Origin of the sequence: Curtobacterium sp. VKM Ac-2922, assembly GCF_022815645.1 — a bacterium.
In the GTDB taxonomy this organism is placed as follows: Bacteria; Actinomycetota; Actinomycetes; order Actinomycetales; family Microbacteriaceae; genus Curtobacterium.
In genome coordinates this window covers 20961-40137 of sequence record NZ_JALGRO010000006.1, presented here as the reverse complement: position 1 = coordinate 40137, position 19177 = coordinate 20961, and the positions used below count along the sequence as shown (strand labels likewise).

General features: G+C 72.5%; 14 protein-coding genes. 10 read left to right on the top strand and 4 right to left on the bottom strand.

Annotation, left to right across the window (positions count from 1 at the left end):
* Window positions 1–62 precede the first annotated feature (62 nt).
* The 5 genes from MT346_RS08510 to MT346_RS08490 all read left to right on the top strand — a co-directional run bounded on the left by MT346_RS08510 (window position 63) and on the right by MT346_RS08490 (window position 7165).
* Entirely contained in the window at window positions 63–1310 is a 1248-nt protein-coding gene (locus MT346_RS08510) for a Gfo/Idh/MocA family protein (protein WP_243562490.1), read from the top strand.
* Window positions 1307–2320 (top strand): sugar phosphate isomerase/epimerase, encoded by a 1014-nt coding sequence (locus tag MT346_RS08505; RefSeq protein ID WP_243562488.1) that lies wholly within the window; start codon window positions 1307–1309, stop codon window positions 2318–2320. Before MT346_RS08510 ends, MT346_RS08505 begins: the two co-directional genes overlap by 4 nt.
* 170 nt (window positions 2321–2490) lie before the next feature.
* Window positions 2491–3513, top strand: a complete 1023-nt coding sequence (locus MT346_RS08500) for an AAA family ATPase (RefSeq protein WP_374202518.1) — start codon at window positions 2491–2493, stop codon at window positions 3511–3513.
* Window positions 3513–4835 (top strand): DUF58 domain-containing protein, encoded by a 1323-nt coding sequence (locus MT346_RS08495; RefSeq protein WP_243562486.1) that lies wholly within the window; start codon window positions 3513–3515, stop codon window positions 4833–4835. The genes MT346_RS08500 and MT346_RS08495 overlap by 1 nt, the downstream gene beginning before the upstream one ends.
* Window positions 4832–7165, top strand: a complete 2334-nt coding sequence (locus MT346_RS08490) for a DUF3488 and transglutaminase-like domain-containing protein (RefSeq protein ID WP_243562485.1) — start codon at window positions 4832–4834, stop codon at window positions 7163–7165. The genes MT346_RS08495 and MT346_RS08490 overlap by 4 nt, the downstream gene beginning before the upstream one ends.
* Before the next feature lie 194 nt (window positions 7166–7359).
* On the opposite strand, the gene MT346_RS08485 is transcribed toward MT346_RS08490, so the two are convergent.
* A complete protein-coding gene (locus MT346_RS08485) occupies window positions 7360–8019 on the bottom strand; it encodes a TetR/AcrR family transcriptional regulator (RefSeq protein WP_243562483.1) in 660 nt (219 codons plus the stop codon).
* A 367-nt stretch (window positions 8020–8386) separates the two neighbouring features.
* Window positions 8387–9190, bottom strand: a complete 804-nt coding sequence (locus MT346_RS08480; protein WP_243562480.1) for a trimeric intracellular cation channel family protein — start codon at window positions 9188–9190, stop codon at window positions 8387–8389.
* 69 nt (window positions 9191–9259) lie between these two features.
* On the opposite strand from MT346_RS08480, the gene efeU reads away from it, so the two are divergent.
* From efeU to MT346_RS08465, 3 genes are read left to right on the top strand one after another with little or no spacing between them, the layout of a single operon-like run.
* Window positions 9260–10849 carry an iron uptake transporter permease EfeU gene (efeU, locus tag MT346_RS08475; RefSeq protein WP_243562478.1) on the top strand — a complete coding sequence of 530 codons (1590 nt, stop codon included), beginning with the start codon at window positions 9260–9262 and terminating at the stop codon, window positions 10847–10849.
* Complete coding sequence (efeO, locus tag MT346_RS08470; protein WP_243562476.1) at window positions 10836–12062, top strand: iron uptake system protein EfeO; 1227 nt, start codon at window positions 10836–10838, stop codon at window positions 12060–12062. The genes efeU and efeO overlap by 14 nt, the downstream gene beginning before the upstream one ends.
* Window positions 12059–13342, top strand: coding sequence for a Dyp-type peroxidase (locus MT346_RS08465; protein ID WP_243562475.1), 1284 nt, complete (start codon window positions 12059–12061; stop codon window positions 13340–13342). The genes efeO and MT346_RS08465 overlap by 4 nt, the downstream gene beginning before the upstream one ends.
* Before the next feature lie 712 nt (window positions 13343–14054).
* Here MT346_RS08465 and MT346_RS08460 read toward each other — a convergent pair.
* Window positions 14055–15410: a 5'-nucleotidase C-terminal domain-containing protein gene (locus MT346_RS08460; protein ID WP_243562472.1), complete on the bottom strand. Its 1356-nt coding sequence runs from the start codon at window positions 15408–15410 to the stop codon at window positions 14055–14057.
* A gap of 572 nt (window positions 15411–15982) precedes the next feature.
* Between MT346_RS08460 and MT346_RS08455 the strand changes: the two genes are divergently transcribed.
* Complete coding sequence (locus MT346_RS08455; protein ID WP_243562471.1) at window positions 15983–16204, top strand: hypothetical protein; 222 nt, start codon at window positions 15983–15985, stop codon at window positions 16202–16204.
* A gap of 276 nt (window positions 16205–16480) precedes the next feature.
* Here the strand turns inward: MT346_RS08455 and MT346_RS08450 are convergent, their stop codons facing one another.
* Window positions 16481–17638 (bottom strand): Gfo/Idh/MocA family protein, encoded by a 1158-nt coding sequence (locus MT346_RS08450; protein WP_243562469.1) that lies wholly within the window; start codon window positions 17636–17638, stop codon window positions 16481–16483.
* A gap of 101 nt (window positions 17639–17739) precedes the next feature.
* Here MT346_RS08450 and MT346_RS08445 point away from each other — a divergent pair, with 101 nt between their 5' ends.
* On the top strand, window positions 17740–19161 hold the full coding sequence (locus tag MT346_RS08445) for a glucose-6-phosphate dehydrogenase (RefSeq protein ID WP_243562468.1): 1422 nt from the start codon (window positions 17740–17742) through the stop codon (window positions 19159–19161).
* Window positions 19162–19177: the final 16 nt, after the last annotated feature.

The following is a 19177-nucleotide window of genomic DNA, read 5'->3' as shown; positions in this document are numbered from 1 at the left end:
CTACGCATCCGCTCTGGAACGTTCCAGAGCATCTGGGACGCGATCACGACGAGGTGCACAGCATGCCGACCACGACCACCAGCATCGGAGCCGCCGTCATCGGCGCAGGCATGGCGGGCAAGGCCCACATGGCGGCCTGGCGCAATGCCCCGACCCTGTTCGGCCCGACACTGCCGCCCGTTCGCCTGGTCTCGGTTGGCGACGTCGACGAGCCGCTCGCCGCCCGGGTAGCGGCACGGTTCGGGTACGAGCGCCACGACACCGACTGGCGGGCGATCGCCGCGGCCGACGACATCGACTTGGTGAGCGTCGTCGTCTCGAACCGACTGCACCGCGAGATCGTCGAGGGGCTGCTGGCGGCGGGCAAGCACGTTCTGTGCGAGAAGCCGCTGTCGGACTCGCTCGAGGACGCCCGGGCCATGGTCACCGCCGCCGACCAGGCAGCAGCGCGCGGCCAGGTCGCCCGCGTGGGCTTCACCTACCGTCGCGCACCCGGACTGGCGGCGATCCGCGAACTCGTCGCGGACGGCACCCTCGGCCGGGTGTTGCACGTCTCGGGCCGCTACTGGACCGACTACGGCGCCTCGCCGGGCGTCCCGTTCTCATGGCGCTTCGCCGGAGCACCCGGCACCGGTGCGCTCGCCGACGTCGGATCGCACCTGGTGTACGTCGCCGAGTTCCTGGCCGGCGACGTCCGGAGCGTCCGCGGCGGACTGTTCACCACGACGATCACCGAGCGCCCCGTGGCCGCGCGGCACGCCCTGCGCGGGCAGCACGCCGAGGTCACGGGGGAAATCGCCGCGGTCGAGAACGACGACTACGCCACGTTCGCCGCCAGCTTCGGTGACGGCGCGGCGGTCGGTTCACTCGAGGCGTCCCGTGTGGCCTCCGGGCACCCGAACGGCCTGATCGTCGAGGTGTTCTGCGAGCGGGGGGCCGCACGGTGGGACCAGGAACGGCCGTCCGAGATCGGGCTGGCGCTGCAGGCGGACGGGTCGCGCGTGGGCGGGTACCGGCAGGTCGTCCTCGGCCCCGACCATCCCTACGTCGCCGGTGGCATGGCGATGGACGCCCCCGGGGTCGGCTGGGGCCAGAACCAGATGTTCGAGTACCAGGCACGGGCCTTCCTCGACGAGGTCGTGGGCGCAGCCGACCCGCTGCCTGCCAACGCCACCTTCGTGGACGGTCTGCACAACATGGAGGTCCTGGACGCGGTGGCACGGTCTGCCGCGGCGGACGGGGCGTCCTTCCGGATCGGCACGAGCGCCGGGAGCCCCGACGTGGTCATCGCCGAGGAGCAGCACGCATGAAGCTCGGCCTGTACGACGCGATCCTGCACGACCGCCCCCTCGCCGACGCGCTCCGCGTGATCGCCGACAACGGCCTGACCGGCATCGAACTGAACACCGGCGGCTTCCTGCCCCCGGTGCACGTCCCCGACATCGACCGCATCCTGACGGACGACCGGGCGCGCGACGACTACCTGGCGCAGTTCGACGGCACAGGGGTGTCGATCGCGGGGCTCAACTGCAACGGCAACCCGCTGCACCCCGACCCCGTGATCGGCGCCGCCCACGCCGAGGACGTCCGACGGTCGATCCAGCTGGCGGCGCGCCTGGGCCAGGACCGGGTGGTGACGATGTCCGGCCTGCCCGCGGGGGAGCCCGGCGGCACCCGGCCGAACTGGATCGTGAACGCGTGGAACTCGGCTGCCCTGGACGTCCTGGAACACCAGTGGAGCGTCGCGGTGCCGTTCTGGCAGGAGATCGACGTCCTCGCCCAGGAGCACGGCGTCAAGGTCGCGCTCGAACTCCACCCGCAGAACCTCGTCTTCAACCCGGCGTCGATCCGTGAGCTCGTCGAGCGGGGCGGACTGACCAACGTCGGCGTCGAGCTCGACGCGTCGCACCTGTTCTGGCAGCAGATGGACCCGATCGCCGTCGTCCGGGACCTCGGGCCGCTCGTGTTCCACGCCGCAGCCAAGGACGTCCGGATCAACCCGCACGCCGCGATCAACGGCGTGCTCGACAACTCCTTCCGCCGGCTGGCCCCGAGCGAGCCGCGGACGAACCTCGGAGGTGACGAGTGGGCGAACGAGTGGCCCGCGCCGTCCGCGTGGGACTTCGTCGCCCTCGGCAAGGGCCACGACCAGGCGTGGTGGACCGAGTTCCTCCGTGCCCTGCGCGAGGTCGACCCGGACATGTGGGTGAACATCGAGCACGAGGACACCGAGCTCGGACGCGAGGAGGGCGTCGCCGCAGCAGCACGCGTCCTGCTGGCCGCGGACGCGGCCCTGGCCGTTCCGTCCGGACGCGACTGAGCGGACGCGTCCGGTCGCGACTGCGTGGTCGCGACCCCGCGTCACGGACGGGAGGCGCGGTGCCGGTGAGCCGGTCTACGCACCGACATCGGGCCTCCAGTCCGACTGCCGTGGTCCGGACGGCACATCGGTGACACATCCTCCGGGTGCTGTCACCGGCCCGATGTAGCATGCGCGGACATCGAACCGAGGAGACCTGCGTGCCGGAAGCCCCCGACCTCGCCTTCCCCATCGACCGGGTCCGTGACGCCGGTGCGGCGATCATGTCCGCAGTCGCGACGGTGGTGGACGGCAAGACCGACGCCATCCGCACGGCGCTGACGGTCATGCTCGCCGAGGGACACCTGCTCGTCGAGGACGTGCCCGGCGTCGGCAAGACCGTGCTGGCGAAGGCCCTCGGCGCGTCCGTCGGCGGATCGGTGAACCGCATCCAGTTCACCTCGGACATGCTGCCGTCCGACGTCACCGGTGTGAACATCTTCGACCAGTCCTCGGGCACCTTCCGGTTCTCGCCCGGTCCGGTCTTCGCGAACGTCGTCATCGGCGACGAGATCAACCGGACCAGCCCGAAGACCCAGTCCGCGCTGCTCGAGGCCATGGCCGAGTCGCAGGTCACGGTCGACGGTGTCACCCGGCCGCTCGAGTCGCCGTTCATGATCGTCGCGACGCAGAACCCGGTCGACATGGAGGGCACGTACCCGCTGCCCGAGGCCCAGCGCGACCGGTTCATGGCGCGCATCGCGATGGGGTACCCCAGCGTCGAGGCGGAACGGCGCATGCTCACCGCGCGCGGCAGCCGTGACCCGCTCGAGTCGGTCCGACCCGTGGTCGACGTCGAGTCGCTGCGGGGCATGATGCAGGCCGTCCGGCAGGTGCACATCGCTCCGGACGTCGAGGCGTACGTCATCGCGATCGTCCGCGCCACCCGCTCGCACCCCGACCTGGTGCTCGGCGCGAGCCCCCGTGCCACGCTGCACCTGGCGCAGGCCACCCGCGCACACGCTGCACTGCTGGGGCGCCCGTTCGTCACCCCGGACGACGTCGCCGAGCTGGCGCCGATCGTGCTGGCGCACCGCCTGGTCCCCGTTGCCCGTGGTCTGGGTGGTTCGGCCGAGGACACCGCACGCGAGATCGTCGTGCGCGTCGTCGCCGAGACCGCTGTGCCGTTCACCGCGGCGCCCGTGCGCTCCTGATGTCCGGGTCACCGGTGCGCCTGCCGTTGTTGCGTCGTGCGGGTGCTGCCCGCTCGACGCTGGCGCGGCTGACCCGCCGGGGAACCGCGATGCTGCGTCGGACGCCGTTCCCACGGCCGACCGCGCGCGGCTGGACGGTCATCGCCGTCGGCGTCGGCCTGGTGTGCGGCGGACTCGTCGCCACGACGAGCGTCGCCGTGTCGGCCGGGCTGCTGCTGCTCGTGCTCGTGGTGCTCGGGTTCGCGATGGCGTTCCTGGTCGCCGCGCCCCTGCGCGGATCACGGGTGGCGCCCCGCGCGATGGTGCAGGTCGGCGAGGTCTACCGCGAGCGGATCACCCTGCGGGGCACGACCCTGGCGCTCGGACCTCGATCGACGTTGCTGGTGCGCGAACAGCTCGACGACGCCTTCGCCAGCGTGAGCGACGCACAGGCGTACGTCGAGGTCGGGCCGAACCTGCCGCCCGCCGTGTTCGACGTCGAGGCCCTGGCGATGCACCGCGGCCGCACCACGATCGGCCCCGTGACCATCCGTGTCGAGGACCCCTTCGGCCTGCTCCGCATCGACCGCCCGGTCGTGATCCCGGAAGAGGTCGTCGTCGTCCCGTCGTCGACCCCGTTGTCGGCGATGGACACCGGCGCACTGGCAGGTGCGGTCTCCGCCGACGAAGGTCGCGTCGGGCAGGGCGGGTCCGCCGACGACAGCGAACTCCGGCCCTACCGACCGGGCGACCCGATCCGTCGGGTGCACTGGGCGCAGAGTGCCCGGCGCGGCGAACTGCACGTCCGGCAGACCACCCAGGCGCAACCCCCCGAAGCGGTGATCGCGCTCGACCTGCGCCGCGAGTCGTACCAGCAGCTCGGGCGGGACGACCTGGCCGAACTCAGCGACCTGGGCGGCGACGCGGCCTTCGAGCACGCGGTGGTCGTCGCCGCCAGCGTGGCCAGGGCGCTGGCAGCACGGACCTCGCGCGTGGTGCTCGTCACCGACGACGTGGGCGGAGCGACCCGGCACACCGGCGACGCGGGCGGACTGACCGACGTGCTGGTCGGGCTGGCCGACGTGCACGTCCGCAGCGACGCGCGCGCAGTGACCGCCGTCCTGCCCGAGGTCCGCGGTCGCGACGTGCACGGCATGACCGCCGTCGTGACCGGGCACTGCACCGCCGAGCAGGCCGCCGAACTCGTCTCCTCGACCAGCGGGTCCAGCCGGGGCATCCTGGCGACCATCGTGCCGCCGGACCCGGTGGTGCGGGGCATCCTCGACCGTGGCGGATGGCGCACCCTCGTCGTCCCCGTCGCCGGGACCGGAGCCGTGCGATGACGACCGCGACCGCGGGGGAGCGCCGCGCCGACGTCCGCGAGATCCTCGAACGTGACGACGTGGTCCGCGGCCCCTCGCCCTGGGTCGTCGCCCTCGCCCCGGTCCCCGTGCTGATCGCCGCGCTGGCGTTCCGGCCGCTCGTGCAGGGCGTCGCGTGGTGGACCTCGGCGGTCGCGATCGTGGTCGTGCTGGTCGGCGTCGTCCTGACGGTGCGCCGACGACCGCCCGGCGTCCGCTTCGTCGCCCTCGTCGCGACGCTCATCGCCTGCTCGTGCGCCGCGGCGCTCGTGAACGACATCCAGCCGCTCGGGTGGATCGACGGCAACGGCGCACTCGGCCAGACCATCGCCGCCATCCGGTTGAACCCCGCCCCGCTGCCGCAGACGGATGCCATCCGCCTGGTCGTGACCGTCGCGATCGCGTGGGTGGCCGCGGCGTCGATCTTCCTGGCGACCGTCGCGCCGGCGGCAGCGCTCGCCGCGGCACCCGCGCTCGTCATCCTCATCGTCCCCGGTGTCGTCACCGGGACCCCGGCGAGCACCGGGCTCGTGGTCGCGACCGGCCTGGCGTTCCTGGCGCTGCTGTGGTTGTCGGTCCGGCCCGTGCAACGCGCACTGCCCGCGACGGTGGTCGGTGCGATCGCCCTGGTGGTCGCCGTCGGGCTGCCGTCGATCGTGCCGTTGAACGCGAGCTGGTTGTCGGGCGTCACGGGAGCGATCCAGTCGCCCATCCAGCCCGGACGCCCCGGCACGCTGCTGAACCTCGGGCAGGACCTGCGGCGACCCAACGAACTCGAGGTGTTCCGCTACCGCACCTCGGACGGGCAGCCGGAGTACCTCAAGCTCGCCGACCTCGACGACTTCGGGTCCGGTGACTGGGTGCCGACCGTGACGGACGTCAGCAACGCCCCGACTGCCGACCAGCCGCGGTACGCCGTCGGCGTCAACCCACGGCTGGCCAGTCGGGGCGACGTGACCGTCCGCATCACCGGGCTGTCGAGCAACTACCTGCCGGTGCCCGCCGGCGCCGTGTCGATCCAGTCGCAGTCCACGAACCTCGAGCTGGACCAGTGGCGGTGGATGGGGGACTCGAGCACGGTGCGGTCGACGGGACCGGCCACCCGTCGCGGCGCCACCTACCAGGTGTACGGGTCGTCCACCTTCGCCAACGCCTACCTGGACGCGGTCGACGCGTCCGGGCGGCTCGGCAGCTTCGAGGGTCGCGGCTACCAGACGCCCTCGACCGCCGAGCTCCGTACCGACCGACAGCTGCCGAAGGACCTGCCGAAGAGCATCTCCGCGGCCGCCACGCGGGTCGCCGGTGGGGCGGCGACGCAGTACGAACAGGCCCGAGCGCTGGAGCAGTGGTTCCGCAGCGACCTGTTCACCTACTCCGAGACCGCGCCCGTCGAGCAGGGGTACGACGGCGACAGCATGGACGTGGTCGCGAAGTTCCTGCAGGTACGCCAGGGGTACTGCGTGCACTTCTCGTCCGCCATGGCGGTGATGGCCCGGTCGCTCGGCATCCCCTCGCGGATCGCGGTCGGCTACCGTGCCGGCGGCACCGCCCAGGACGGCGAGTACATGGTGTCCAACCGGCAGCTGCACTCGTGGCCCGAGCTGTACATCAAGGGTGCCGGGTGGGTCGCGTTCGAGCCGACGCCGGACTCGGACGCGGCCGCCACCACCGATCCGCAGCCGACGGCGACGCCCACCGCTGCCGCCCCCGAGACGCCGCTGCCCGCGCCCGACCAGGCCACACCGTCCACGACGGCCACGCCGACCCCGAGCGCCTCGGCCGAGGCCGGCGCCGCCACGTCCACCGGCGGGGGCAACGGCCCGTGGGGGCTGCTCGTCGGGATCCTCATCGCCCTGGCCGTGCTCGTCGCCCCGGCGTTCGTCCGTGGTGTCCGCCGTCGCGTGCGACTGAGCGAGGTGGCCTCCGGGCGTTCCCCAGCGGTCACCGCGTGGCGCGAGCTGCTCGACGACGTCGCCGACCACGGGTACGCGCCTGGGCTCGCACCACCGGGTGACGCCGCCGCGGTCGCCCGGACGGCCAGGGCGGTGCTCGGCCGACTCCGGACGACGGTGCCGACAGAGGTGGTCGGCCACCTGGAGACGGTCGTTGACGCGATCGACCAGGAGCGCTACGCCGCCGCCGGTTCCGTCGACGGCGATCGGTTGGTCGCGGTCCTCCGCACGGCGCGGGTCGCCCTGGACGCGTCCGTCACCCTGCCGGTGCGCGTGCGGTCGCGCCTGCTGCCGCCGAGCCTGACGCCCTCGTCGGCCTGGTCGCACGAGGGGCGGCGGCGCCGGACGGCCCAGTCGTAGCGCGGTCCGCGGTCCGCGGTGCGCACGGTGCGAGGTCGGCGGCGTGCTGTCGTGGTGAGCACGGTGCGAGGTTGCGTCCCCGTGCGCACGTGGTGGCTCGGTGCGAGGCTGATCGCCTGCACGGGGCGGTCAACCTCGCACGGAGCGCCGTGCGCGGTTCGCGCACGCAGCACCGTGCGCGGTTCGCGGCAGCGTCAGCGCCGGCGGATGACGGCTTCGACGAGGGCTGCCACGACCTCGCCGGGATCGACCGCGTCGAGCGCGGGGGTGTCGAACACCAGGCCGACGTTCGTCGCGATCAGCGCCTGCGAGAGGACGTCGAGCGGCATCCCGGGGTCCACCTCGGGATGCGCGCCGAACCACAGGCTGACGAGTCGTTCGACGCCGTCCTGCAGCACGCGGCGCTGCCGGACGAACTCGGGCATGAACTCCGGGTGGCGCGTCGCGTAGCCGCGGAACTCGGACAGCAGCGCGAACTGTTCGCGCTGGTCGTGCCGACCGAAGGCCGTGCGCACGACGTCACCGATGTCGGTCGCGGTGACGTCGGGGTCGACCAGGTCGTCGAGTGCGCCGAGCACCAGGTTGGTCGCACGCTGCATGACCTGCGCGACCAGGTCCTCCTTCGACGAGAAGTTCGAGTAGACGGCGCCCTTGCTGAAGCCGGCCCGGGCGGCCACGTCGTCCAGTCGAGCCTCGTGCACGCCGAGCTCGGCGAAGGTCGCGGCACCGGCAGCGAGCAGACGTTCCCGGACCTCGGCCCGCGGCGTCCTGGTCGAGGTCGGGCCGGTCGAGGTGGGCCCGGTCGAGGTGGGCCCGGTCGGCGGGGTGTCGTCCGGGGAGTCGGCGTCGCGCATCTGGTCCTGCTTCAGATGGGTGTCCCTGACACGGTGGCCGAGCCGTGGGACAGGCGTGGTGATGGGGGTGCCCCGTCATCCTGGTGGTTGCGGTGCGCCACCGGGAACCTGCCGCGCCGCGCGTCTGACCACGCGCGGTGCGGTGGAGCCCCCAGTGGCTGCACACCCCGTGTCGTTCCGGCCGGTACCGCCGCATTCGGGTCGCGTCGGTGTCGTCCCGGGCCCTGGTGCTCGCAACACGCCGTGCACGAAGGGCGACGTCGGGATGAGGTGCGCCGGGCATCTCGATACCCGGCGGTCTCGATGATAGGCGTCGGGCCGGGCGCGTGGAAGGTCCGCGACGCGATCGGGACACCGCCCGGGCGCGTCAGTGGTCGTCGTCGGTGTGCACGCTGCCCGGTCCGCGTCGACGCCCGGGTCGGCGGAGCAGCCGCACGGCATCGGGCCGCGGTCCGCGACCTCGGCGCAGCAGCCGCACGGCATCGGGCCGCAGCCCGCGGCCCCGGCGCAGCAGCGATGCCAGGGTCGACTGCGGCTGCCAGTCGCGCCCGTTCGGCAGGCCCCACCCCCAGCGCACAGCACCCCAGCGCAGCACCAGGGACAGCACGACCGCGGCGACGATGCCGATCGTGGGGGACCCGAGCGCCGAGGCGATGACCATCACCGTCGAGGCGGCGACCGCGACCGAGGCGTACAGCGCGTTGCCGCCGAACACGGCCGGCACGCGGCGCAGCAGCAGGTCGCGGCCGACCCCACCGCCGACGGCCGTGATGGTGCCCATGATGATCGCGGCCGGCCACTCGAGCCCGGCGTCGACGGTGCGCTGCACGCCGACCACTGCCCAGAACCCGATGACGGCGGCGTCGAGGAACGTGAACAGGCGGTCCCAGCCGCGTTCGGAGAACGACACGAAGAACGCGACCAGCGCTCCGGCGACGGCGACCGGCACGTACAGCGGGTCGGTCAGGGCGACGGGCGGCCCGTTCTGCAGCAGGACGTCGCGGAGCATGCCGCCGCCCAGGCCGGAGACGAACCCGACGACCACGAACCCGAACAGGTCCAGTCCCATCGACCGGGCCACGGCGCCGCCCAGCAGCGCGGACGCGAACACCCCGGCCAGGTCGAGCACGTTCGTGACGGCGGCGAGTCCGTCCGCCGAGAGCAGGTTCATGAGAACCATCAAACCCCACGCCGACCGGGTCGACGGGAAGCCGGAAGTAAGGCTAGCCTTGCCTACGTCATGCTTGCCACCCTCGTCATCGGCCTCCGCGAAGGCCTCGAAGCCACGCTCATCGTCGGCATCATCGCCGCGTTCCTGCGTCGCAACCGCGTGCCCCTGGCGCCGATGTGGCTCGGAGTCGGCATCGCCGTCGCACTGAGCATCGCCGTCGGCTTCGGACTGCAGGCCGTCGAGCAGGCGCTGCCCCAGGCTCAGCAAGAGGGGATGGAGGCGGTCATCGGCATCGTCGCCGTCGTCTTCGTCACCGGGATGATCGTCTGGATGCGCACGCACGCGCGGCACCTGACGAAGGAGCTCGAGGCGAGTGCGACCGAGGCGCTCGGCCGCGGCACCGCCTGGGCACTGGCGGGCATGGCCTTCCTCGCCGTCCTCAAGGAGGGCTTCGAGACCTCGGTCTTCCTGCTCGCCACCTTCCAGGCGTCCACCGACACCGGACTGGCAGCGCTCGGCGCCGTCGTCGGCATCGCCGGAGCGGTCGCCGTCGGCTACGGCATCTACACCGGTGGCGTCCGGATGAACCTGGCGAAGTTCTTCACCGGCACGGGCGTCTTCCTGGTCTTCGTCGCCGGCGGGCTGGTGCTGACCGTCCTGCGCCGTGCGCACGAGGCCGGCTGGATCGTCATCGGCCAGCAGCGCACCGTCGACCTGAGCTGGCTCGCCCCGAACGGATCCGTGCAAGGCGCCCTGGTCACCGGCGTGCTCGGCATCCCACCGGACCCCCGCGTGATCGAGGTCCTCGGCTGGGTCCTGTACGTCGTCCCCGTCCTGGCCATCTCGCTGTGGCCGCGCGCCTGGCGACCGGCCCCCGCCCGGGTGCCCGTGGTCCGGGGGAGCGTCGCAGCCGTCCTCGCCGTCGCCGCAGCCGTGCTGGCGCTCGCCGTCCCGACCGGCGGCGTGCACGTGCCGTCGACCGTGCCGGCCACCGGGGACCAGACCTCGGTGTCGGCCGAGGTCCACGGGCAGGCTGCGGTCCTGCGCACCCGCGGCAACGGCCGGGAGGCCCGGGTCGACTTCCCGGCATCGACCCACCGCACCGTCACCCGCGCCGGGATCACCGCCGACCGGTGGCGCACGACCACCGACGACGGTGCCGGCGGCCAGCCCGCCTCGCTGACGCTCGACGACCTGGTCGGGATCTTCGGCCGCGTGCCCGTCGGTATCTCACCCTCGACGAACCCCGGCCCGTTCCGGGCCGGCTGGTCGGTCTCGACGACGACCACCCTGTGGACCGCCGGTGGCGGTGTCCTGGACGCGACCAGCACCCAACGCTCGGTGCTGACGCTGCGTGGTGGAGGCCTCCCGTCCGCACGCACCACGTCGATCGCCCGCACCGCCTTCGCGGTGCCGGACGCGCGCGTGCAGCGCACGGCCACGGCCGTCGCCGCCGCCGCCACGCGTTCCGCCGAACTCGCGCTCTGGAGCGCCTGGCTGCCGATCGCCCTGGGCATCGCCGCAGCGGCCCAGCTCGCCCTCGCCCTGCGTGACCGTCGTCGTCTGACGGCACCCGCGCACCACGACCCCGTACCCGTCCCCGCCCGCGGACCACCCGCCGGGGACCCGACAAGGAGCACCGCCCATGCCGTTCGTTGAGCGAACCGTCCGACCCCTCACCATCCTGGGCGCACTCGGCGTCGTGACCGCGCTGGCCCTGACCGGCTGTGCCGCGAACCCGTCCTCGGCGACGGACGACGCCTCGACCTCGGGCAAGGTGTCGCGCGTGTCGATCACCCTGACGAACGACGGCTCGGACAAGTGCGCCGTGTCGACCACCAAGGTCCCCGCCGGCCCGGTCACCTTCACGGTGGAGAACGAGTCCTCGACCGCGATCACCGAGGTCGAGCTGCTGCAGGACCAGCGGATCTTCGGCGAGAAGGAGAACCTGGCACCCGGCCTGGCCGCGGTCTCGTTCACCAGCACGCTGGGCGGCGGGAAGTACCAGGTGTACTGCCCCGGAGCCGACACCGAGATGACCGACTTCACGGTCACCGGCAAGGTCGCCTCGACCGCGAACAGCAGCGCGGCCTCGCTCCTGAAGCAGGGGGCGAAGGGCTACGCGACGTACGTCGACGGCCAGGTCACCGACATGGTCACCGCGGTCGAGCAGTTGCAGAAGGACGTGGCGGCGGGCAACCTGGACGCGGCCAAGAAGGACTACGCCGACGCCCGTCCGTACTACGAGCACGTCGAGAGCGACGTCGACGGCTTCGTCAAGAAGGGCTACAAGGCCACCGACAACGCCGGCAACCTCGACTACCTGATCGACATGCGCGCGTCGAACCTCGACCCCGCCGTCGGGTGGAGTGGCTTCCACGCCGTCGAGCGCGACCTGTTCGCCAACGGTGCGATCACGGACGACACGAAGAAGACCGCGTCCGAGCTGGCCACGAACGTGCAGCTGCTCGCGAAGCTCGTCCCGACGCTCGACTACCAGCCCGAGGACCTGGCGAACGGCGCCGCCGGCCTGCTCGAAGAGGTGCAGTCGAACAAGATCTCCGGCGAGGAAGAGGCCTACAGCCACATCGACCTGGTCGACCTCGCCGCGAACGTCGAGGGCGCCCGCCAGGCCTTCGCGTACCTGAAGCCGGGGCTCACCAAGCTCGACCCGACCCTGACCAAGCAGATCAGCACCCAGTTCGACCAGACGAACACGATGATGGACGGCTTCCGGAACGCCAGCGACCTGGGCGGCTTCGACAGCTGGACCGACGCCACCAAGTCCGAGCACGCGAACGCGATCTCGCAGCGCGTGCAGGCACTGCAGGACCCGCTGTCCCGCCTGGCCGAGAAGGTCGCCACCGCGTGAGCGAGTTCTCGCGGCGGGGACTGCTCGGCGCCGGCCTCGCGGCAGCCGGGGCCGGCGTCGGCGCGGTCGCGGGCGTCGCGGGTGCGACCGCGGCCACGGGCGTCAACCCGTTCAGCGCGGCGTCGAACGGCGACGAGTCGATCGACCTGTCGCTGAGCCACCCCTTCTACGCCACCGCTGCCCGCCAGCCCCAGGGCGGCATCCGCACCGACCCGCAGCGCTACTGCGTGTTCATGACGTTCGACCTGTCGACCTCGGCCACGACCGACCTGCAGGTGCTGCTCGCGCGCTGGTCGGCCTCGATCGCACAGCTGCAGGCCGGCAAGACCGTCGGGTCCGTCGAGCCGGCGCACGGCAACGGCGTCGGCGCGGACACCGGCGAGGCGCTCGACCTCGGCCCGGCGTCGCTCACCGTCACGGTCGGACTCGGCCCTGGGGTGTTCGACGACCGGTTCGGGCTGGCCGCGCACCGACCGGCGCAGTTGCAGGACATCCCCGCACTGCCGAGCGACCGGCTGCAGGACGGCCTGACCGGCGGGGACCTGTCCCTGCAGGCGTGCGCGGACGACCCGCAGGTGGCGTACCACGCCGTGCGCGACCTGGCCCGGATCGCGCGCGGCACCGCGACCGTGCGCTGGACCGTGCTCGGGTTCGGGCGTGCCTCGGCCGGGCCGTCGCAGACGACCCCGCGCAACCTGATGGGCTTCAAGGACGGCACCCGCAACATCACCACCGACGACGAGTACGACCGCTTCGTGTGGCTCGACGACTCCGCCGGGTGGATGGCCGGCGGGACCTACCAGGTCGTGCGGAAGATCCAGATGAACATCGAGATCTGGGACGCCGACGTCGTGAGCGACCAGCAGCGGGTGTTCGGCCGGACCAAGGTCGAGGGTGCGCCGCTGTCCGGCGGGACGGAGCACACGACGCCGGACTTCCACGCTCGCGCGGCGATGGGGTCCGGGGCGGCGTCGGACGGCGACACCGCCATCGACGCCCGCTCGCACGTGGCCCTGGCAGCGCACGAGAACAACGGCGGGGTGAAGATCCTGCGGCGCGGCTACAACTACACCGACGGGCTGAACCAGTACGGGCAGCTCGACGCGGGGCTGTTCTTCGCGGCGTACATGACCGACCCGGACCACTTCACCCGGATCCAGCGGCGCCTCGGCGCGGTCGACCGGCTGAACGAGTACATCGCGCACATCGGGTCCGCGGTGTTCGCGGTGCCGCCGGCGCCCCGCGCAGGTTCGTACATCGGCGAGCAGCTCTTCCGGTAGCCGCGGGCGCCGTCGCCCCGTATGGCTGGTCACGACTCCCCGCTCGCGTTCGCCGAGTGGTCGTGGGTCGTCGGTTGGCGTTGCCGCAGGCGACGGATGGTGACCGGTCGGCGGGTGGCGCGCGGGGTGTCGTGACCGGTCGCGGGCGGGACGGGAGGCGCGGTTCGGTTCGTTCGCACCGCCTCCAGTCCGGTGGTCGTCGCCGCTGTCGCCGTCGCCCCGTCTGGCTGGTCACGACTCCCCGCTCGCGTTCGCCGAGTGGTCGTGGGTTGTCGGTTGGCGTTGCCGCAGGCGACGGATGGTGACCGGTCGGCGGGTGGTGCGCGGGGTGTCGTGACCGGTCACCGCGAGTGGCGAGCGGCGAACAGCGAGCGTTGAACAGCGGGCGGCGACGCGCGGCGCGGAGGCGCGCGGCTGAGCCCTCGGGATGGGTGCCCTCCGTCGTTTCCCTGGAGACGGAGGACACCCGCGCCACGGAGTCACGCGAAACGGAACCACCGCTCGCGAAGAGAGGCGACCCAGCGTGGCGCGTCGCGGGGGCGACAGGGCCGAGATTACCCGTCGGACCCGGAGAACGACAGGGATCGGTGCGGACCGGATACGCCCGGAGCGGACGGCCGAACCCACCCGGACGCAGGACGCCCCCGCCGCACCCGGACATCGTGGCCTCCCACGGTGTCGCGAGTGGACGGGGGCGTCCGGCGACGTGCGGTCAGATTCGTGTGCGCCGCCGTCGTGCGACGACCATCGCCGTGATGCCGGCGAGCAGCAGCAGCCCGGCGACCAGGGCCGGGGCGGCGAGCTCAGTGCCCGTGTAGGCCAGGTCGCCCGAGCCGCGCACGGCGGTGCCACCCGTGCCGGCACCGACGACGCCGCCGCTGCCCGCATCAGCACCGCCACCGGCGACGGGGCCCGTGCCCGGGTCGGTACCCGGGTCGCCCGGGTCGCCCGGGTCGGTCGGGTCGGTGCCCGGGTCGACGGCCGCAGCGAGGGGCACCGTCACGGGGAGCACGATGCGCGTCGAACCGACGGTCACGACCAGGGGTGCGTCCGTGGTGGCGGCCAGCGCGGCGAACGTGGTCTCCGCCGCACGGGCTGCCGGAGCGTCGGTGCCGGTCGGCACGGTGAACCGGAGCGATGCCCGGCCCTGCTCGTCCGTGGTGTCGACGACCGTCGGGTCGATGTCCGCCGTGGCGAGCACCTGGTCACCAGCGCTGACGGACACCGTGGTCGGCTGGTCGGCCGCGCTGCTGAAGACCAGCGACGACAGCTCCATGGCGATCGGGTCGCCCGGCTGGAAACCGCCCTCGGGCGTCGGGGTGATCTGGACGCCCACCGAACGCTGGTCGTCGGCCACGGTGACACTGGGGTTCGTCCGGAAGTACTGCACCTGCGCCTCGAGGTCGACCGTGCCGCTGTCCTGCTTGGCCGCGGCACCGGCGAACGCGGTGAAGTTGTCGCCACCCGACGCCAGGAACGAGTTCACCGTGACCTTGTACGTCGTCGCGGGGTCGATCGGGGCGCCGTCGAGCGTCATCGAGGTGATGCGCGACCCGGCCGCGGCGGTCGGGTCGTAGGCGTACGAGAAGCCCTTCGACAAGCCGAGCTTCAGGAACGGCCGGCTGGCGGCGGCGGGCTGCCACTGCTGCTCGAGCGCCTGCTCGACCTGCGCCCCGGTCAGGTCGAGCACGACCAGGGTGTTCGCGAACGGCTGGACGACGGCCGCTTCCTTGTAGGTCACGTCGCCGCCGGCCAGGTCGGCACGCAGACCGCCCGGGTTCATGAACGCGATCTGGGCGCCCTGACGGTCCTGGGTGGCGCTGCGCTGGACCTCGGCGACGAAGTTGCCGAGCGTGGACTCGCCCCCGCGGTTCTCGCTGCCGTCGGTCTGCACCGCGCGGCGCATGTCGACGTCGGTCTTCCCGATGACCTCGGCCCCACGGACCTCGGCGGCGGCGACGGCGCTCGTCACGGTCGCGGCGACGGCAGCGTCCGGGGCGTACGTGCCGTCGACCAGGCTGAGGTTCTCGGCCGTCGCGGCGACGGACCCGTCGGCCGCGACCGTCATGCGCAGGTGACCCAGGTTGAAGCCCGTACGACCCGGTCTGGATCACCGGGCGGGGGACCGTGCCACCGTCGGGAACGACGTTGTGCACGTAGGTCTGGTGCGTGTGTCCGGACAGGATCGCGGACACCTTCGGGGTGACCCCGTGCACCGCCTTCGCGAACGCCGACCCGTTGTCGAGGTCGCTCGCTGCCGCGGTGTCCGCGCCGTCGTGGACCAGGAGCACGAGTGCGTCAGCTTCGCCGTTGGCCTCGTTGCCGTCGGTGAGCTCGTCGGCGACCGCATTCACCGACGAGGTGATGTCGGCCATCTGCAGGGTGGAGATGCCAGCTGGGCTGACGAGCCCGGTCAGGTCGACGGTCGCGCCGATGAACCCGATGCGCTTGCCGCTGATCTGCTGGATCGAGTACGGCTGGAACGCGGGCTCGCCGGTCGCCCGGTCGATGATGTTGGCGGAGACGTAGTCCCACTTCGCGTTGCGCGCCCCCTCGGGCCCGATCACGCGGTCCTGCAGGTCGGCGCGGCCACCGTCGAGCTCGTGGTTGCCGATCGCGCTGACGGACAGGTCCATCTGGTTGAGCACGTCGATCGTCGGCTGGTCCTGCTGCACGAAGGACTCGAAGGTCGAGGCGCCGATGTTGTCCCCGGCGCTGACGAACGCCGACGTCGAGCGGTCGGTCCCGCGCAGCTCGTCGAGTGCCCCGGCGAGCACCGCGGCACCGGCGGCGTCACCGGCGCGCGGGGTCGGGCTGCTCAGGGACTGCGCGATGCGTCCGTGGAAGTCGTTGACGTCGTAGATGTCGATCGTCGTGTCACCGTCGGCTGCGACGGCGGCAGTGGGCAGGGACAGGGCGACGAGGACACCAGCGGTGGCCAGGGCGGCGCCGGCGGCGATGCCGCGTCGTCGGGAGGTCGGTTTCGTGTTCATCGGCAACGAACCTACGAGGATCCACAGACAACCCGCCAGGGGGTCCCGGCGAACGTCACGCGCTGTTCACATGACCGGACTGGAGGCCCGGCTGCCGTGACCGACGTCGGTCACGGCAGCCGGGCCTCCAGTCCGACCCGTCGGCTCAGCCGACGTCCTCCCACGCGCGCGAGCGCGCGCTCGCCACGACGGCGTCGATGATGCGCGCTGACCGGGCGCCGTCGGCGAAGGTCGGCAGACCGTCGGGGACCACCCCGGTGCGGACGGCGGTGTAGGTGTCCGCGACGAAGGCGGCGAACGCGTCGAGGTAGCCCTGCGGGTGCCCGGCCGGCACGGTCGCCAGACGCCGCTGGTCGGGGGAGCCCTGCGACGGGTCCCGCACCACGATCTGGGCGCCGGTCTCGTTGCCGAACCAGGCCGACTCGGGCTGCTCCTGGTCGAAGGCGGCCGAACCGCGTGTGCCGTCGACCTCGAACCACAGCCGGTTCTTCCGTCCGGCGGCGACCTGCGAGACGACGACGTTGCCGATCCGGCCGGTCTCGGTGCGGAACGTGGCGACGGCGGTGTCCTCGGTCGTGACCTCGTCGCGGGTGCCGGCGTCGGCGATCGGGTCCGGGTCGGGCGAGCCCGAGAACGACGGGCCGGAGGCGGCCGGCCGGGTCGGGTAGACGATGTCCGTGGTGGCGCTGACGCTCGCGAAGCGCTCGCCGGTGACGAACTCGGCCAGGTCGCACCAGTGCGAACCGATGTCGGCGAACGCGCGGGACAGCCCGCCGGCGCCGGCGTCGACCCGCCACGAGGACGAGTCCTCGTCGAGCATCCAGTCCTGCAGGTAGTGGCCGTGCACCGCGAGCACCCGGCCCAGGTCGCCGTCGGTGATCCGCGACCGGACCTCGCGCACCATCGGGTGGAAGCGGTAGACGAACGGCACCGTCGCGACGACGCCGGCGTCCGCCGCGGCCCGCTCGAGCTCGGCGGCCTGCGCGCTCGACACCGCGAGCGGCTTCTCGCACACGACGTTGATGCCGGCGCGGATGACGGCGAGGGCCTGGGGGTGGTGCTGGTCGTTCGGTGTGCAGACGTGCACCACGTCGGGTGCGTCGGCGATCACCTGGTCCAGGTCGGCGTACCCGCGGGGCACGTCGAGCTGGGCGGCGACCTGCGCGGAGCGATCGGCGTTCCGGCCGAGGACCCCGAGCACCTCAGCCCCGGCGGCCTTCGCGGCGCGCACGTGCACCGCCGCGATCATGCCCGTGCCGACGACGACCACACGCAGTCGTCGTCCGGTGTCCTCAGTCGCCATGGTGCTCCCTCGCGTCCCGACGCCCGCGGTGCGCCGTCACGGTGCCCACAGTATTGGAACCACCCGTCCGTGCACCGGAACCGGTGGGTACGGTCTGGGACATGTCGAGCCTCCAGACCACCCTCCTCATCCTCGGTGCCAGTGGCGACCTGTCCAAGCGCCTGCTGCTGCCGGGCCTCGCGACGCTGCTGGAGGTGAAGGAGGACTGGGACGTGCAGCTCGTCGGGGCCGGGGTCGAGGACATCGCGGCCGACGACTGGAAGCAGCTGGTGCACGACGCGTTCGAGAACGCACAGGCGTCGAAGAACGAGGAGGACGAGGGCGCCTCGGGGTCGAAGCCGCTGTCGAAGCGCCTGCAGGACGTCGTCGACGCCTCGAGCTACCGCAAGGCGGACGTCACCAGTGCCGACGACCTGAAGACCCTGCTCGCCGACTGCCACCACGACCCGGCCGTGTACTTCGCCCTGCCGCCCGCCGTCACCGAGAAGAGCTGCGCCGTCCTGGCCGACCTCGACCTGCCCGCCGGCATCCGTCTGGCGCTCGAGAAGCCCTTCGGCACCGATGCCGCCAGCGCCGAACACCTCAACGACCTGCTGCACTCGTTCCTGCCCGAGGAGCGCATCCACCGCGTCGACCACTTCCTGGGCCGCTCGACGGTGCTGAACCTGCTCGGGCTGCGCTTCGCGAACCGCATCATCGAGCCGCTGCTGTCGTCCACCCACGTCGAGCGCGTCGACATCGTCTACGACGAGACCCTGGGGCTCGAGGGTCGCGCACGCTACTACGACAAGGCCGGTGCCCTGGTCGACATGATCCAGAGCCACCTGCTGCAGGTGATGGCGGTCGTCGCGATGGAGGCACCCGCGTCGATCGACGCCGACGACCTGCGCACGCAGAAGGAACTCGTGCTGCGCGCCGTCCGGCCGTGGGGCGGCGACCCGCTCACCGCGGGTCGTCGCGCGCGGTACACGGCCGGCACCGTGGGTGACCGCTCGATGCCGTCCTACGTCGACGAGGACGGGGTCGACCCGTCGATCGGCACCGAGACCCTCGCGCAGATCCGGCTGGAGATCGCGAACTGGCGCTGGGCGGGCGTGCCGTTCACGCTGCGGTCCGGCAAGGCCCTCGGTGCCCAGCGCCGCGAGATCGTCGTGACCTTCAAGGACTCCCCGCACGTGCCCGACGGGCTGACCGGCGTGCAGCGCCCCGACCGGCTGCGGATCTGGATCGCGCCCGACAAGATGGACCTCGAGCTCAACGTCAACGGCCCGGGCGACCCGTACACGATCGACCACACCGTGCTCGAGACCACGTTCAACCCCGGTCGGCTCAGCGCCTACGGCGAGGTCCTGGCCGGGGTGCTCGAGGGCGACGCGACGCTGTCGGTCCGCGGCGACAGCGCCGTGCAGGGCTGGAAGGTCGTCGAGCCGTTCCTGACCGCCTGGCGGGCCGGCAAGGTCGACCTGGACGACTACCCCGCCGGGTCCGAGGGGCCCGACGGCTGGGACAACATCGACTGCTGAACGGCTCCGCACCCGC

Coding starts and splice junctions, on each gene's coding strand:
- MT346_RS08450 (WP_243562469.1), bottom strand. CDS start 17,638: ATGGCGACTGAGGACACCGGACGACGACTGCGTGTGGTCGTCGTCGGC.
- MT346_RS08495 (WP_243562486.1), top strand. CDS start 3,513: ATGTCCGGGTCACCGGTGCGCCTGCCGTTGTTGCGTCGTGCGGGTGCT.
- MT346_RS08510 (WP_243562490.1), top strand. CDS start 63: ATGCCGACCACGACCACCAGCATCGGAGCCGCCGTCATCGGCGCAGGC.
- MT346_RS08445 (WP_243562468.1), top strand. CDS start 17,740: ATGTCGAGCCTCCAGACCACCCTCCTCATCCTCGGTGCCAGTGGCGAC.
- MT346_RS08505 (WP_243562488.1), top strand. CDS start 1,307: ATGAAGCTCGGCCTGTACGACGCGATCCTGCACGACCGCCCCCTCGCC.
- MT346_RS08480 (WP_243562480.1), bottom strand. CDS start 9,190: ATGAACCTGCTCTCGGCGGACGGACTCGCCGCCGTCACGAACGTGCTC.
- efeO (WP_243562476.1), top strand. CDS start 10,836: ATGCCGTTCGTTGAGCGAACCGTCCGACCCCTCACCATCCTGGGCGCA.
- MT346_RS08500 (WP_374202518.1), top strand. CDS start 2,491: ATGCGCGGACATCGAACCGAGGAGACCTGCGTGCCGGAAGCCCCCGAC.
- efeU (WP_243562478.1), top strand. CDS start 9,260: ATGCTTGCCACCCTCGTCATCGGCCTCCGCGAAGGCCTCGAAGCCACG.
- MT346_RS08490 (WP_243562485.1), top strand. CDS start 4,832: ATGACGACCGCGACCGCGGGGGAGCGCCGCGCCGACGTCCGCGAGATC.
- MT346_RS08460 (WP_243562472.1), bottom strand. CDS start 15,410: ATGACGGTCGCGGCCGACGGGTCCGTCGCCGCGACGGCCGAGAACCTC.
- MT346_RS08485 (WP_243562483.1), bottom strand. CDS start 8,019: ATGCGCGACGCCGACTCCCCGGACGACACCCCGCCGACCGGGCCCACC.